The sequence below is a fragment of the Actinomycetota bacterium genome (assembly GCA_030774015.1).
Taxonomy (GTDB): domain Bacteria; phylum Actinomycetota; class UBA4738; order UBA4738; family JACQTL01; genus JALYLZ01.
Genome location: JALYLZ010000148.1, coordinates 1 through 14850, shown reverse-complemented (window position 1 = coordinate 14850; position 14850 = coordinate 1). Strand labels below are relative to the sequence as shown.

Below are 14850 nucleotides of genomic sequence, written 5' to 3'. Positions count from 1 at the left end.
CACACGCGAGCCACCTGAGGAGTGATCCCATGCGAGTGACCGTCGTCGGGAGCGGGTTCGTCGGGGCCACCACGGCCATGCGGGTCGTGCAGAAGGGCCTGGCCGAGGTGGTCCTCATCGACATCATCGACGGGCTGCCCCAGGGCATCGCCCTGGACATCCGGGAGTCCTCGCCGGTGGAGGGGTTCGAGCCCCGCATCACCGGCACGAACGACTACGCCGACACGGCCGGCTCCGACGTCGTGGTCATCACGGCGGGCCTGCCCCGCCAGCCCGGCATGAGCCGGATGGACCTGCTGGAGAAGAACGCGGGCATCGTTCGCGGGGTGGTGGAGCAGGTCCGCGAGGGCTCGCCCCAGGGCATCCTCATCGTGGTCACCAACCCGCTCGACGAGATGACCTACCTCGCCGCCGAGGTCTCGGGGTTCCGCCGGGAGCGGGTGATGGGCATGGCCGGCGTGCTGGACTCCGCCCGGCTGCGCTACTTCATCGCCGAGGAGCTCGGCGAGTCCCCGCAGGGCGTGGAAGCCATGACGCTCGGCTCTCACGGAGAGTCGATGGTACCGCTTCCCCGCCAGGCCACGGTGAACGGCAAGCCGCTGACCGAGCTGGTGGACGAGGCGACGCTGGAGCGACTGTACCAGCGCACCCGCGACGCCGGCGCCGAGATCGTGGCCCTGCTGAAGAAGGGAAGCGCCTACTACGCGCCCTCGGCGTCGATCGCCCAGATGGTGAACGCGATCGCCGGCGACACCAAGGAGGTCTTGCCGGTGTGCGCGTGGTGCACCGGCCAGTACGGCATCGACGGAGTGTACGTGGGTGTGCCGGCCCGGCTCGGGGCGGCCGGCGTGGAGGAGATCGTCGAGCTCGATCTGACCGACCCAGAGCTGTCGGCGCTGCGCGAGGCCGCGGAGGGCATCCGCGCCAAGTGCGCGGACCTGGCCAACCTGTAGCGGCATGGACGGCGCCGTTGACATCAACGCCGTCGCCGCCTCCATCGAGGAACCCTGGAAGCCCGTCGACCTGGTCACGGCCAACGAGGCGATCGTGCGGGTGGCCCGCCTGCACGGCGAGTTCCCATGGCACCACCACGACGAGGACGAGCTCTTCCTGTGCTGGTCCGGCTCGTTCCGCATCGAGCTCGAATGGGACGAAGTCGTAGAGCTCTCCGCCGGCACCCTGTTCGTCGTCCCGCGCGGCGTGCGCCACCGGCCCGTGGCCGAGCAACCGGCGGTCGCGCTCCTCCTCGAACGCCCCGAGACGAAGCAGTACGGGAACTGACGAGCGCTCCGGTGGGCCGGTTGACCATTGTGTCGTACCGGCCATCCATGCTCGGACGCGGTGAGGGTGCGCTTCCACACTCGAATCCGTTCGTCAAGCGAGATGACGATGTGGCCGGGGCGGTGGGAGGATCGGCCTCATGGCCCAACCCCATCTCGCGCGCCTCCTCCAGGAAGCCCAGCGGACGCTGTCGGGCGAGCTGGTCCAGGGGCTGGTGGAGCGGGGGTACCCGGACGCCCGGGCCGGGCACGCCGCCGTGTTCATGAACATCGACCGGCGCGCTGGTACGCGCCTGACCGAACTGGCCCGGCGTGCCAGGATGAGCAAGCAGGGAATGATGCTCTTGGTGGACGACCTCGAGGGTCGGGGCTACGTCCGCCGGGTCCCCGACCCCGAGGACGGGCGGGCCAAGGTGGTCCGCCTCACGGCCCGGGGGCGGCGTTACGTCGCGGAGGCGCGGCGGACCCTGCTGGCGGTGGAGGGCCGGGCCCGGCGGCAGCTGGGCGATCGCCGGTACGACCAGCTCCGGTCGTCGCTGGAGATGCTGATCGGCGAGGAGGAGGAGATCGAAGCGTGACGGAGACCGGGCTCCAGGGGGCTGTCCAGGACCGGCTGGCCGCGTTCCAGGAGGAACACATCGGCCGGCGGATCTGGGAGAAGGACCACACGGTGTGGAGCCCGGACCCGACGGAGATCACCGACCGCCTGGGGTGGCTCACCGTGGCCGCCGACATGCGCGAGCACGTCCGCGAGCTCCGTGCCTTCGCCCGGGAGTGCGCGGACGACGGTCTCACCACCGCGGTGCTTGCCGGGATGGGCGGCTCCAGCCTGGCCCCGGAGGTGTTCCGGGAGACCTTCGGCGCCGCTCCGGGCGCGCTCGACCTGATCGTGCTGGACACCACGAACCCGGATCAGATCCTGGCGGTCCAGGAGTCGCTCGACGTATCGAAGACGCTATTCGTGATCGCCAGCAAGTCGGGGACCACCACGGAGACGCTGTCCCACCTGGCGTACTTCTGGGAGCAGATCCCCGACGGATCGCATTTCGTGGCGGTCACCGATCCTGGCACGTCCCTCGGCCAGACGGGACGGGACCGGGGGTTCCGGCGGGTGTTCGAGGCGGATCCCAACCTCGGGGGGCGCTACTCGGCGTTGTCGCACTTCGGGCTGGTGAACGCGGCCCTGGTGGGAATGGACCTGGACGGACTGCTGGAAGGCGCCGTGCGGATGGCGTCGGCGTGCGGGCCCACGGTCCCCGCCGAGGACAACCCGGGGATGGCCCTGGGGGCGACCATGGGCGAGGCCGCCCTGGCCGGGATGGACAAGCTCACACTGGTGCTGCCGGTGCCCATCGCCAGCTTCGGGTACTGGGTCGAGCAGCTCATCGCGGAGTCCACCGGCAAGCAGGGGCGGGGCATCCTTCCCGTGGAGGGTGAGGACGTGGGCCCGCCCGAGGTCTACGGCGACGACCGCCTGTTCGCCGTGATGGGCGAAGCAGGCAAGAGCGTGGAAGCCATGGCCGTGGCCGGCCACGCGGTGGTGCGGCTCCCGTTCGAAGAACCGATCGAGCTGGGCGCCGAGATGTTCCGGTGGGAGTTCGCCACCGCGGTGGCGGGGGCGGTGCTGGGCATCCAGCCGTTCGACCAGCCAGACGTCCAGTCGGCGAAGGACGCCACGAAACGGATCCTGGCCGCCGGCGAGATTCCGGCGGTCGACCCGGGCCACCTCGACCAGCTGCTGGAGCAGGCGGAGCCCGGGAACTACCTGGCCATCCAGGCGTACGTGCCCCGCAACGACGGCACCATCCGGCGGCTCCACGGCGTCCGGATGCGGCTGCGGGACCAGCTCCGTCTGGCCACCACGGTGGGGTTCGGCCCACGCTTCCTGCACTCGACCGGGCAGCTGCACAAGGGCGGCCCCAACACCGGGCTGTTCGTGCAGGTGGTGGAGGAGCCGTCGAGGGACGTGCCGATCCCCGGCCAGCTGTACACGTTCGGGCACCTGCTGGCGGCGCAGGCGGCGGGGGACCTCATGGCCCTGCGCGACCGGGGCCGGCGCGTCGTCCGGGTGTCGTTCCCGGAGCTGGAGAGCGCGTGAGCCGGGAGCTGCGGGTGGTGGACGACCTGCCCGGGGCGGCCGTCGACCTGTTCCTGGAGGCGGAGCCGAGGACGGTCGCGCTGTCGGGCGGCTCCACGCCCCGGCCGGTCTACGAGCGCCTCGCCGAGACGCCGTATCCCTGGGACGAGGTCGACGTGTTCTTCGGGGACGAGCGCTGTGTCCCGGCCGACCACCCCGACTCGAACTTCGCCATGGCCAACCACGCCCTGCTGTCGAAGGTGCCGGCCCGGGTGCACGCCATGGTGGCCTGCGATCCCGGGGGGTACGAGGAGGCGCTGCGGTCGGTGTTCGGGGACGGGGTGCCCCGGTTCGACCTGGAGTTCCTTGGGCTGGGAGAGGACGGGCACACGGCGTCGCTGTTCCCCGGCGACCCCGCGCTCGATGTCACCGACAGGCTCGCCCTGCTGGTGGAACGCCCCGACCACACCCGGATGACCCTTACCCTGCCGGTGCTGTCCGCGGCCCGGCTGGCGGTGTTCCTGGTGGAGGGGGAGAACAAGCGCGGTCCGCTGGAGCAGCTCCTGTCGGACGGAGACGTCCCGGCGGCGCGGGTGGCGGCGGGCCGGGTGGTCGTGCTGGCGGACCGGGCCGCCGCGGAGGGCCTGCCCGGCTGACTGGAGCAGCGCCGCTCAGACCGTCGCGCCGCCGACGTGGAGCAGGCGTCCCACACCGTACGTGATCCCGGCGGCCACGGCGCCGACCAGCAGCATCCGGACCCCGGACGTGTAGAAGCGCTTGCCGGTCAGGATCGACATCGCCGCGCCGACGGCGAACAGTGTGACGGCGCTGGCGGCGATGGCGGCGAGCGCCGCGGCCACGCCGGAGCCCACCATGAAGGGGATCAGCGGCACGATGGCGCCGAAGGCGAACGTGACGAACGACGATCCGGCCGCTCCCCACGGTGACCCCAGGCCCGACTGCGGGTCGAGCCCGAGCTCCTCGCGGGCGTGCGTCTCCAGGGCCAGGTCGGGGTCGCGGTGCAGGACCTCCACGAGCTGCTCGGCGATGTCCGCCGGCACGCCCTTGTTCCGGTAGATCTCGATCAGCTCCTCGCGCTCCTCCTCCGGCTCGGTGGCGAGCTCGTGGGCCTCCAGGTGGATCAGCCGCTCGAACACCTCGCGCTGGGTCCGCATTGAGATGTACTCGCCAGCGGCCATGGAGAACGCCCCCGCCATCAGCCCCGCCACGCCGGCCAGCAGGATGACGCGGTTGCCGACGCCGGCCCCGGTGACGCCCATGATCAAGCTGAGGTTCGACACCAGCCCGTCGTTCACGCCGAAGATGGCGGCACGGAGCGTCCCACTCTTCCCGGTCGCGGCCACGGGCTTGTCGTCGTCGGTGGCCACCGGCCCGCGGTGCGGGCTGATGGGTGGCGTCCTCGGTCTCAGCAGGCCTCGAAGCACATTTCCCCCTACCGCTCCTCGCCGTCCCGGCCCTCCTGTCCGATGTCGCGGAGGAACCGTTCGACCTCCGCGGCCAGGGACTCGCCGGACACGTTCGGCGTGGGAGGGGTGGCGGCAGCCTCTTCCAGCCGCCGGACGTACTCGGCGAGGGTCTCGTTCTCTTCAACGAGCTCCGTCACGCGTTGTTCCCATGCGGTGACGGCCGGCGAGAGCTCCTCCACGTCCACCGGGACGTCCAGGAACGAGCCGATCCGGGACACCAGCGCCAGGACGGCCTTCGGATTGACCCCCGCCGGCACGTAGTGGGGGACCGCCGCCCAGAAGCTCACCGAGGGCAGGCCGGCCCGGTTGGACAGGTCGTGCACCACGCCCACGATGCCGGTGGGGCCCTCGTAGCGGGAGGTGGCGAGGTCGAGGCGGACGGCTTCCTCGGGGTCGGGCGCGGAGCCCACCACCGGGACCTCGCGGGTGTGGGCCACGTCGGCCAGGAACGCGCCCAGGGTCACCAGCCGCTCGGCGCCCAGGGTCCGGCCCATGTCCACGATCGCCGTGGCGAAGGTCCGCCACCGCACGTTGGGCTCGCCCCCGATGAACAGCACCACGTCCCGCCCCGCCACCCGGGCGTGATGGAACTCGTTGGCGGGCCACTCGATGACCCGGCTGACCCCGTCCACCAGTCTCACCACGGGCCGGGTCACCTGGAAGTCGAAGAACTCCTCGGGGTCGAGCCGGGCGAACATGGTGGCCTTCCACCGGTCCTTGAGGAACGAGGCGGCGGCGCTGGCCGACTCGCCGGCGTCGTTCCATCCCCGGAACGCCGTGACCAGCGTGGGCCGTTCCAGCGTTGGATGGCTCGAGAACAGGATGGGGTCCACGCGCAGAGATTACCCCGCGGTCGTGACGGCCAACGTGAGCGGCTCAGGCGCCGGCGCAGGCGGGCTGGGGGCCGAGGTCGGCCGGGAGGGTGGGCAGGAGCCAGGCCCGAGCCGTGGCCCCCACCACCTCCGCCAGCCTGCCCGGGACGCCGGAGTGCGAGCCGGCGTCGCCGTCGATGATGCCGCGGATGAGCTCCTGCACCTGGGCGCTCTGGACCAGGCCGCCGTGGGTGGACGCGATGACATAGGTGGGCACGCCGGGGGGCGCCGCGGGGGGCGGGTCGACCCAGTCGGCCAGGGCCTCTACCTGTACCTCGGTCACCCCCGGCGGTGGTGGGGACGCGGCCTGCTGGGAGAGCGTGGTCCGGCAGTCCAGCACCTCCCGCATCAGGGGTGAGTCCGCGGAGAGGTCGAGCGGGGCGATGGCGCCGAGCAGGTGGGCCAGCCCTCGCAGTCCCCACCCCGTCCCGACGCCCCATCCCTGCTGTCCGCGGGGCGGGAAGTACACCCCGGCCACGCCGGAGGGCATGTCGAGCGTGATGAAGCGGTCGACGTCGTGGGAGTCGGGCCGGTAGAACTTCAGCAAGTAGGTCCGGGCCACCAGGGCTCCCTCGCTCTCGCCCACCAGCGTGACGGGCTCGCCGTAGGCGCGGTGGAGCTCCTCGACCTGCAGGGCCATCAGCCGGGCCGACCCTGCCAGGGAATGCTGCGTGGCCCCTGGGCCATACGGCAACGGCCGGCCCTTGCCGTCCAGTCCCCGGTAGGAGAACCGCCACCCCACGTAGCCGCCGGGCAGGTCGAGCGGGGGGACCGGTGCCAACCGGCTGTGCAGGCCCGCCGCGAGCAGCACGGGGTGCTCGCCGGGCTGCGCCGCGGGAGGGGGACCGACCGCTTCCGACCGGTGGCCGTGGCCCGAGGTCACCGCGAACCCGATGGCGGTTCCGCCCACCGTCACGGCGAAGATCGCGCCCACCAGAGCGGGCGCCAGCGCCCGGAGGGGCCGGCGCTCCCGGCGGGTGGCGATGTCCTGGACCACCCCGAACCACGCCCGGGCATTGGCCAGCCCCGCGGCGGCCGCCGCGAGCACGGCGACCGGCAGCGGAGTCGTCGCGGTGATCGCGCCGGCGGCGCTCAGCCACATGAACGCGGCCAGGACCCAGCCCGCGCTCCGCCAGGTGGGCCGCCATTCCCACAGCCGTCCCGCCGCGTGGCTGGCCGCGGCCCGGGGCAGGACGGCCGCGATGGCCAGCGCCGGCGGGAGGGCAGCGAAGAACAGGAACGAGACGTGCGAGATGGCCTGACCGGCCAGAACGATGACCCAGGGCACGAACAGCACGATGGCGATGGAGTAGAAGATGGCCACCCAGCGTGCCGAGGCCAGCAGCGACGGCAATGGTTTGGACGGCGGGTCCTGTCCAGGGCCCAAGGGGCCAGAGCCGTCCGACGGCCAGGACCGGTGGACCGCCCAGGCCACCCACAGGCTCCGCAGGGCCACCATGGCGGACAGCTCGAGCGCGAGCCCGATCCACGAGTTGTGGAACACGGAGATCCAGCGGAGGTCGTGGAACAGGTCGAGCGGAGGCGGTGCGGTGACCTGGGGGGCCAGTGCGGCCGAGCCCGCCGGTCCCTGGAGCCGGACCGCGATGGTCTCCACCACCGGCCCCAGCACCGCCGGGAGCAGAAGCCCGGGGCGCCGGAAGAAGCCCGCATCCCTCATCTGCTGTCTCCAGTGCGTCCAACCGATGTTCTACCTCGTTTGATTCCCCGGCGAAACAGCGAACCAAGCTCGGGCTAGGACCTTCGTCTCAAAGCTGCTGGGCCAGCTAAAGGCCCCCCATCCGGAGCCGACATCTCCTGTGACCGCCCTGGTGCAGGGTGATGCGGGAGGAGTTCGTGCAGGACCTCAGGGCGTCCGTGGAAGCGGACGGTTCACATCGCGTGCTCTCCGACGTGGCGCGGCTGCTGGTGTCGGAGTCCGATCTCACCCGCCTGCTCGATTCCATCGCGGACGCGGTGGCCACGCTCATCCCGAACGACTCGCTGATCATCTACGAGGCGGACGCGGCGATCCGCGAGCTCCGGGCGGTGCTGGTCCGCGACCCGCACGAGGACGAGATCCTGGCCCAGGGCATCTGCCGGTTCGGGGAGGGCATCACCGGGGCCGCCGCCGAGCGCCGGGAGGCCGTGCTGGTGAACGACGCCGACCTCGATCCGCGAGCGCGCCACATCGAGGGCACCCCGGTGGAGGAGGAGTCGCTGCTCACGGTGCCGCTGGTGGCCCGGGGCGAGCTCAAGGGCATGCTGAACCTGTACCGCCACGGCCGCGGGAACGGCTTCGCCGAGACCGAGCTGGAGCTGGCGGAACGGTTCGCGGAGCTGGCGGCGCTGGCCGTTGACAACGCCAAGATCCGGGAGCGCCTGGAGGCGGAGATCGTCACCGACGCGCTGACCGGCGTGTACAACCACCGCTACTTCCAGGAGCGCCTGGCGGAGGAGCTCCGGCGGGCAGCCAGGGGGCGGGTGCCGGTGTCCCTGGCCCTCATCGACATCGACGACTTCCAGCGAGTCAACCAGCAGCACGGCCACCTGGCGGGCGACCACGTCCTGGCCGGATTAGGAACCTTGATGCGAACGGAGTCGCGGCCCCGGGACGTGGTGTGCCGGGTGGGCGGCGAGGAGTTCGCGGTCATCATGCCGGTGACCGGCTCGGCGGACGCCGTCTCGCTGGCGGAGGCCCTCCGGGAGCGGATCGCCGACGCCGCCTTCAACGGGGACCCCACCAAGGTGACCGTGAGCATCGGCGTGGCCGAGGGGCCCTCACAGGCCGCCGGGCCGCAGGAGCTGATGGCCTGCGCCAACCACGCGCTGCTCACGGCGAAGTCGGCGGGCCGCAACCGCGTGTCCTCCTACCTGGAGGAGGAGTGGAGCGGCGTGCGCGCCGTCCCGCAGCACGAGGCCCGGATGGTGGGGCACCTGAAGCTGCTCCAGACCCTGTCCAGCAAGCTGAACCGGCTCCAGGACGTCCGGCGCATCGGCGAGACCGTGCTCCAGGAGCTCCGCAACCTCCTCGACTACCACAACTGCCGGATCCACCTGCTGGAGGGCGACGGCCGGACCCTGGTGCCCGTGGCCTTCAAGGGCGAGCTCACCGAGTACCAGGGGGAGACCTACGAGCACCTCGTCACCATGGTGGGGGAGGGGATCACGGGCCGGGTGGCGGAGACCGGCGAGCCCATCTACGCGGCCGACGCGGCGCAGTGCGAGTTCGCGGTGCTCATCCCCGGCACGCCGGTGATCGACGAGTCGATCCTGGCCGTGCCGATGAAGTTCGACAACCGACCGATCGGGACCATCGTGCTGTCGAAGCTCGGGCTGAACCAGTTCGACGCCGACGACCTCCGCCTGCTGGAGTCACTGGCCTCCCACGCCGCGGTGGCCTTCCAGAACGCCCGCCTGTTCGAGGAGGAGCGGCAGTCCGCCGAAACCGCGAACGCGCTGCTCCGCGTGTCCCAGGCCCTGACCCGGACCCGCGACCCCGGCCGGGTCACGGCCGAGGTGGTCGGGTCGCTCTCGGAGCTGTTCGGGGGCATGAGCGTGTCGGCGTGGCTCCAGGGCCCCGAGGGGAGCTTCCGGTGCCGCGCCACCGTGGGGTTCTCGAGCGCGGATGCCGATCGACTGCGCGTCATGACCTTCCCCGCCGAGCTGGGCCAGCGCTACCTGCTGTCGGTGGAGGAGCCCTTCTTCCTGCCCGCCGAGGTGGTCGCCGAGATCCCCGAGAAGTTCCATCTGAATCCGGCCGGCCAGCCCACGCTGGTGGCTCCCATGCGGTGGGAGCCGGACGGTCTGGGCGTCCTGGTGGCCTCGGGTCCACCCGAGGCGACCTTCTCATCGCGCCAGTTCCGCCTGGCCCGGGGGGTCGCGGACATCGCGTCGCTCGCGCTCGGCAACGCCACCCGGTTCGCCGACCTGGAGCACGCGTTCCTCCAGACCGTGGAGGTGCTGGCGAACGCGCTGGAGGCCAAGGACGAGTACACGCACGGCCACGCCCGGGAGGTCGCCGAGCTGGCCCTGCACGTCGGTGAGGACATGGGGATGACCGACGAGGAGCTCCGGACCCTCGAGCTCGCCGGCATCTTCCACGACATCGGGAAGATCGGCGTGTCGAGCGACATCATCAACAAGCCGAGCGCCCTGACCGAGGAGGAGATGGCCGTCATGCAGCGGCATCCCGAGATCGGGGAGCAGATCCTGGCCCCGGTGGAGTTCCTCCAGCCGGTCCGTCCCGTCGTGCGTTCCTGCCACGAGCGGTGGGACGGCATGGGGTACCCCGACGCCCTGGCCGGCGAGGACATCCCGCTGGCCGCCCGGATCATCTTCGTGTGCGACGCCTACCACGCGATGACCTCGGACCGGTCCTACCGGAAGGCGCTCCCGGAGGAGGAGGCGCTCCGCCGGCTGCGCGACGCGGCGGGGGCCCAGTTCGACCCGAATGTGGTGCAGGTGTTCCTCCGGCTGCATGCCGGCGGGCTGCGCCACCACTCGAACGACGCCCGGTAGTCCTCGGCGCGCCGCGCGGCCGCGGGCCGCGGCCGAGGCCATCCAGCCAGGCCCGGCGGACCCTCAGGTGCAGGAGATGGTCACATCCGCGGGCGGCGCTGCCACTCCGGGGATGGAATGCCGCAGGGTGACGCTGCCGTGCGCCGGGACCGGCGGGGTGAGCACCATGTCACCCGCGACCTCGGTGTGGCTGGCGTTGCGTGCCGAGATCCGGCAGGTGGACCGGGCCGCTTTGGAGCCCTGGTTCTCCACGGTCGCCACCACCGTGAGCGACTGGCCCGCCGAGAGCCGGAACTGCGTGACCGAGCCCTGGAACGGGCCCACGCCGTGGTGGGACCAGAACGCGAACACCGCGATGCCCACCAGCACCAGGAAGACCGCGACCATGACGGTGGCGTGGTACTGGACCGGGCTGGGGCGGGGCATCTCCGGCGGCCACCGGCGGACCCGCTCCTGAAGCTCCGGCGGGGGACGGCGCTCCCTCGTGGCGGTGGCCCCGGTGGTCCTGGTGGCGACCGGCCCGGGACCTTCCTCCCGGCACACGGCGCACAGGTGCTCCCCGGGCTCGACGGGCCGCCCGCACCGGGCGCATCGGTCCTTTACGGCACCCACGGTCCTCCAGGCTACTTCCTCGGCGCGAGGGACGGTCGGGAGGCCCGGAAGCGCTCCAGGGGCACGGGCGGGGGGTCGCCGGTGGCCAGCGCCGCGAGGCACTCGCCGATCAGCGGCGCGAACTTGAACCCGTGCCCGCTGCACGCCGAGCCCACCACGATCGGGCCGAGGCGATCCAGCACGAAGTCCTCGTCCGGAGTCGTCGTGTACAGGCAGGTCTCCGATACGCGAGGGCGGAGGCCGGCGAAGCGCCGGGCCGCCCAGGCGTGGACCCGGGCCTCGGCGACCGGGTCCGGGTCGAAGGTACGAAGCTCGGGGTCGACCACGGGACCGGCCAGGTGCTCGCCGAGCTTGAGCGTTCCCGGGAGGCTCGGGTCGGGCACCGCGTACCGCGCGGGGCCGGGATCGGTGGGATCTGGCCATTCGATGAGCGTCGGGAGGCCGGATGGCCGCCGTTGTTCGAAGTAGGTGACCTGTTCCCGGGTGACTTCGAGGGCCAGCGGCGTCTCGAGGCCCATCGCGGGAAGGAGCGCCGGCATCCACGCCCCCGCCGTGAGGACCGCGACACGGGCCCCGATCGACCCTCCCGGTGTCCGAACCTCGACGCCGTCCCCGTCCGGGGTGACGGCTTCCGCGGGCGTGTCCTCCCGGATCTCGGCGCCGGCCCTCCGGGCCGTTCGGGCCATTGCCAGCAGGGCCGCTCCGGCCGACACCACGCCGGCGTCCGCCTGAAACAGAAGCCGCTCACCGGCCCGGACCACCAGTCCGGGCCACCGCTCGGCCGCATCCTCCGGGCGCATCCACTGGAAGGGCACGTTGGCCTCGGCCAGGGCCTCGGCCGCCACGCCGGCTCCCGGCCCGACGTCGAGCCCGCCGGTGGTGTGGAGCAGATTCTCCCCGGCCCCGCGCTCCAGCTCTCGCCATCCGTCCCGGGCTGCCACGGCCAGCCGCACGTAGTCGGGATGGTGGTAGGCGAAGCGGAAGATGCGGGTGGGCCCGTGCGAGCTTCCCCGCCGGTGGCCGATCTGGAAGCGCTCCAGCAGCAGCGTGCGCCGGCCCCGGCGGGCCAGGGCCCAGGCCGCGGCGGTGCCCATGGCCCCACCCCCCACCACCACCGCGTCCCACCGTTCTCGCACGACGGACAGGGTAGTGGCCGCGGCCGGCGAGGATTCCCCCGGTTCGTTCATCTTCCGGCCTCCCAGAGCCGATACTCCGTCAGGGCCCCACGTCAACGGCCCCATCTGGCATGTCCGAACCTCACATCGAACTCCCGCTCGGCCGCCTGCCCCACGGACCCGTTGGCCGGACGATGGCGGAGGCCCGGCCGCACCCTCGCGGGGCCGTGCTGGAAGCGGTCGCCCACGCCGCCGAGGCCCTGCTGGGGGCCGCGTCGTGGGAGGACGTCGTCGCGGATGTGCTCGCGGCGCTGGGCCAGGCCGCCGTGGTCAGCCGGGCCCACCTGTTCCAGAACGCGGTCGCCGGGGGACAGCGCACCGCGGTGCTGCTGGCGGAGTGGACGGCGCCCGGCTCGAAGCCGCGGGAGCCCGCGGCGGAGCTGCCCGGCCCGTTCGACACCGGGTTCGAGCGGTGGGCGAGCTCGCTGGCCCGCGGCACTCCCATCCACGGCCGGGTCGACGCGTTCCCGGAACCGGAGCGCCGAGCCCTGGAGGGGCACGGCCTGCACTCGATCGCCGTGGTCCCGGTGTTCGCGGGGAAGGAGTGGTGGGGGACCCTGGGGTTCGACGACTTCGACGACTCCGGCGAGTGGTCGCCGGGAGGGCTCGAGGCGCTGCGGGCCGCGGCCGGCGTGCTGGGCGCGAGCGTCCAGCGGCACCGGCAGGACCAGGCCCTGATGGAGACGGAGGAACGGTACCGGAGCCTGGTCGAGCTCTCGCCCGACGCCATCGCGGTGCATCAGCATGGCGTGGTCGTGTTCGCCAACACGGCGGCGGCGCGGTTGCTGGGGGCCCGCCTTCCTGACGAGCTGCTGGGCCGGTCGTTGCTCGAGTTCGTCCACCAGGACTCCCGCCCCGGGGTCCTCGGCCGCCTCCAGCGGCTCCGTGAGGGGAAGAGCGTCCCGCTGGTCGAGGAACGGTTCGTGAGGCTCGACGGGACGCCGCTCGACGTCGAGGTGGCAGCCACGCCGTTCACGCTCCACGGTGAGAGCGCGGTCCAGGTGGTGGTGCGCGACGTCACCGATCGCAAGGTCGGGGAACGGCGCCTCCAGGCGCAGCGCGAGTACCTGGAGGCCCTGCACCAGACGGCGCTCGGCCTGGTCCGCCGGCTGGACCTGGACGACCTGCTGGAGGCCATCGTCAGCCGGGCCGGGGCATTGGTGGGCACGGAGCACGGCTGGGTCTACGTGGTGAACGAACCCGAGGAGGCCATCGAGGTCCAGGTGGGCCTGGGCCTGTTCGCGGGGAGCGTGGGCTTTCGCCTGCGCCGCGGGGAGGGTCTCGGCGGAAAGGTGTGGGAGACGGGCGAGACACTCTGCGTGAAGGACTACGACACGTGGGACGGGCGCGCCCCCGACTGGCCCACCGGGATGTTCCACGCGGGGATGGGAGTCCCGCTCACCTCCGGCGACAAGGTGATCGGGGTGCTCGGCCTGGTCCACGTGGAGCCGGGGGCCACGTTCACCGACGACGACGTGGCCGTGCTGTCGCGGTTCGCCGAGCTGGCGTCCCTGGCCCTCGACAACGCCCGGCTGTACACGTCGGCCCGGACCGAGCTCACCGAGCGGCGCCGGGCCGAGGAGGCCTTGGGGTTCCAGGCGCATCTGCTCGACATCGTGGAGAACGCGGTGGTGGCCACCGACGGCGACGACCGGATCACGTACTGGAACGCGTTCGCCGGGCGGCTGTTCGGCCGGTCCGCCGAGGAGGCCATCGGGCGGCGGTTCCGCGAGGTCATCCCCATCCCCGCCGACCTCGCGGTCCGCGTGAACACCGAAGCCGTCGCGGGCGACACGTGGTCGGGCGACTTCGACGTCCTCCGTCCGGACGGGACCTCCTTCGTGGCCTCGGCCCGGGTCTCGCCGATCCGTGAAGGGGACGGGGAGCGGGTCGGGCTGATCGGGGTGTTCATGGACGTGACGGAGCGCCACCGGGCGGAGGAAGCGCTGCGCGTCGCGTTCGAGCGGGAGAAGGACGTCTCCAGCCGGCTGCTGGCGCTGGACGAGATGAAGAACACGTTCCTGGAAGCCGTGTCGCACGAGCTGCGGACGCCGCTGGCGGCCATCCTCGGGCTGGCCCTGACCATGGAACGCCAGGGCGACCATCTCCCGCCGGACCGGTCACGGGAGATGCTGGAACGGCTCTCGGTGAACGCCCGCAAGCTGGACCGGCTGCTGTCCGACCTCCTCGACCTGGACCGGCTGTCCCGGGGCATCGTGGAGCCGCGGCGCCGTCCCACCGACGTCGGGGAGCTGGTCGAGCAGGTGGTGGCGGGCCTCGAGCTGGCCGGGGACCGCGCGGTCGAGATCGAGGTGCAGGACCCGCCGGTGACGGCGGAGGTGGACGGCGCGAAGGTGGAGCGGATCGTGGAGAACCTGGTGGCGAACGCGGCCCGCCACACGCCGGACGGACTGCCCATCTGGGTGCGGGCCCGCCGCGACGGCGACGGCGTGCTGATCACGGTGGAGGACTCGGGCCCCGGCGCGCCCGAGCACCTCAAGGAAGCCGTGTTCGAGCCGTTCCGGCAGGGGCCCCAGTCCCGGTCCCATTCTCCCGGCGTCGGCATCGGGCTGTCCCTGGTGGGCCGGTTCGCCGAGCTGCACGGAGGCCGGGCGTGGGCGGACGACCGCCCCGGCGGCGGCGCCGCGTTCCACGTGTGGCTGCCCGACCGCCATCCCGCGGAGGACGAGGCGCCCTAAGGGTCCGGAACGGAATTACATGACTGTAGTTAGCCGGCGGGCGACGGCGGGACGATCGTGTAGTTCCACTCACCATGGAACGTGTGCCCCTTGATGCGCGGGCCGATCGCGGCCATCTCCTCATCGCTGA

The 14850-nt window shown here is 72.3% G+C and carries 12 protein-coding genes; 7 read left to right on the top strand and 5 right to left on the bottom strand.

Annotated features, from left to right (window positions below):
* Window positions 1-29 precede the first annotated feature (29 nt).
* From mdh to pgl, 5 genes are all read left to right on the top strand, one after another.
* Window positions 30-953, top strand: coding sequence for a malate dehydrogenase (mdh, locus tag M3Q23_14770; GenBank protein MDP9343322.1), 924 nt, complete (start codon window positions 30-32; stop codon window positions 951-953).
* Window positions 954-957: 4 nt separating this feature from the next.
* Complete coding sequence (locus M3Q23_14765) at window positions 958-1281, top strand: cupin domain-containing protein (GenBank protein MDP9343321.1); 324 nt, start codon at window positions 958-960, stop codon at window positions 1279-1281.
* A 139-nt stretch (window positions 1282-1420) separates the two neighbouring features.
* Window positions 1421-1858 (top strand): MarR family transcriptional regulator, encoded by a 438-nt coding sequence (locus M3Q23_14760; protein ID MDP9343320.1) that lies wholly within the window; start codon window positions 1421-1423, stop codon window positions 1856-1858.
* Entirely contained in the window at window positions 1855-3378 is a 1524-nt protein-coding gene (locus M3Q23_14755; GenBank protein ID MDP9343319.1) for a glucose-6-phosphate isomerase, read from the top strand. Before M3Q23_14760 ends, M3Q23_14755 begins: the two co-directional genes overlap by 4 nt.
* Window positions 3375-4013 (top strand): 6-phosphogluconolactonase, encoded by a 639-nt coding sequence (pgl, locus tag M3Q23_14750; protein ID MDP9343318.1) that lies wholly within the window; start codon window positions 3375-3377, stop codon window positions 4011-4013. The genes M3Q23_14755 and pgl overlap by 4 nt, the downstream gene beginning before the upstream one ends.
* Before the next feature lie 15 nt (window positions 4014-4028).
* Here pgl and M3Q23_14745 read toward each other — a convergent pair whose 3' ends face one another.
* The 3 genes from M3Q23_14745 to M3Q23_14735 all read right to left on the bottom strand — a co-directional run bounded on the left by M3Q23_14745 (window position 4029) and on the right by M3Q23_14735 (window position 7394).
* The gene (locus M3Q23_14745) at window positions 4029-4745 is read right to left on the bottom strand and encodes a VIT1/CCC1 transporter family protein (protein MDP9343317.1); all 717 of its coding nucleotides are present in this window, start codon (window positions 4743-4745) and stop codon (window positions 4029-4031) included.
* 65 nt (window positions 4746-4810) lie between these two features.
* The gene (locus M3Q23_14740; protein ID MDP9343316.1) at window positions 4811-5677 is read right to left on the bottom strand and encodes a PAC2 family protein; all 867 of its coding nucleotides are present in this window, start codon (window positions 5675-5677) and stop codon (window positions 4811-4813) included.
* 43 nt (window positions 5678-5720) lie between these two features.
* Window positions 5721-7394 (bottom strand): hypothetical protein, encoded by a 1674-nt coding sequence (locus M3Q23_14735; protein ID MDP9343315.1) that lies wholly within the window; start codon window positions 7392-7394, stop codon window positions 5721-5723.
* Between the two features lie 197 nt (window positions 7395-7591).
* Between M3Q23_14735 and M3Q23_14730 the strand changes: the two genes are divergently transcribed.
* A complete protein-coding gene (locus M3Q23_14730) occupies window positions 7592-10234 on the top strand; it encodes a GAF domain-containing protein (protein ID MDP9343314.1) in 2643 nt (880 codons plus the stop codon).
* A gap of 63 nt (window positions 10235-10297) precedes the next feature.
* On the opposite strand, the gene M3Q23_14725 is transcribed toward M3Q23_14730, so the two are convergent.
* Both M3Q23_14725 and solA read right to left on the bottom strand, forming a co-directional pair.
* A complete protein-coding gene (locus tag M3Q23_14725) occupies window positions 10298-10846 on the bottom strand; it encodes a DUF4307 domain-containing protein (protein ID MDP9343313.1) in 549 nt (182 codons plus the stop codon).
* An 11-nt stretch (window positions 10847-10857) separates the two neighbouring features.
* Complete coding sequence (gene solA, locus M3Q23_14720; protein MDP9343312.1) at window positions 10858-11982, bottom strand: N-methyl-L-tryptophan oxidase; 1125 nt, start codon at window positions 11980-11982, stop codon at window positions 10858-10860.
* 173 nt (window positions 11983-12155) lie between these two features.
* Here solA and M3Q23_14715 point away from each other — a divergent pair, with 173 nt between their 5' ends.
* On the top strand, window positions 12156-14720 hold the full coding sequence (locus tag M3Q23_14715; GenBank protein MDP9343311.1) for a PAS domain S-box protein: 2565 nt from the start codon (window positions 12156-12158) through the stop codon (window positions 14718-14720).
* Window positions 14721-14850 lie beyond the last annotated feature (130 nt).

Excerpts from the sequence above, each read along its gene's own strand:
- M3Q23_14715 (MDP9343311.1), top strand. The coding sequence starts at position 12,156 with ATGGCGGAGGCCCGGCCGCACCCTCGCGGGGCCGTGCTGGAAGCGGTC.
- M3Q23_14735 (MDP9343315.1), bottom strand. The coding sequence starts at position 7,394 with ATGAGGGATGCGGGCTTCTTCCGGCGCCCCGGGCTTCTGCTCCCGGCG.
- M3Q23_14765 (MDP9343321.1), top strand. The coding sequence starts at position 958 with ATGGACGGCGCCGTTGACATCAACGCCGTCGCCGCCTCCATCGAGGAA.
- M3Q23_14760 (MDP9343320.1), top strand. The coding sequence starts at position 1,421 with ATGGCCCAACCCCATCTCGCGCGCCTCCTCCAGGAAGCCCAGCGGACG.
- mdh (MDP9343322.1), top strand. The coding sequence starts at position 30 with ATGCGAGTGACCGTCGTCGGGAGCGGGTTCGTCGGGGCCACCACGGCC.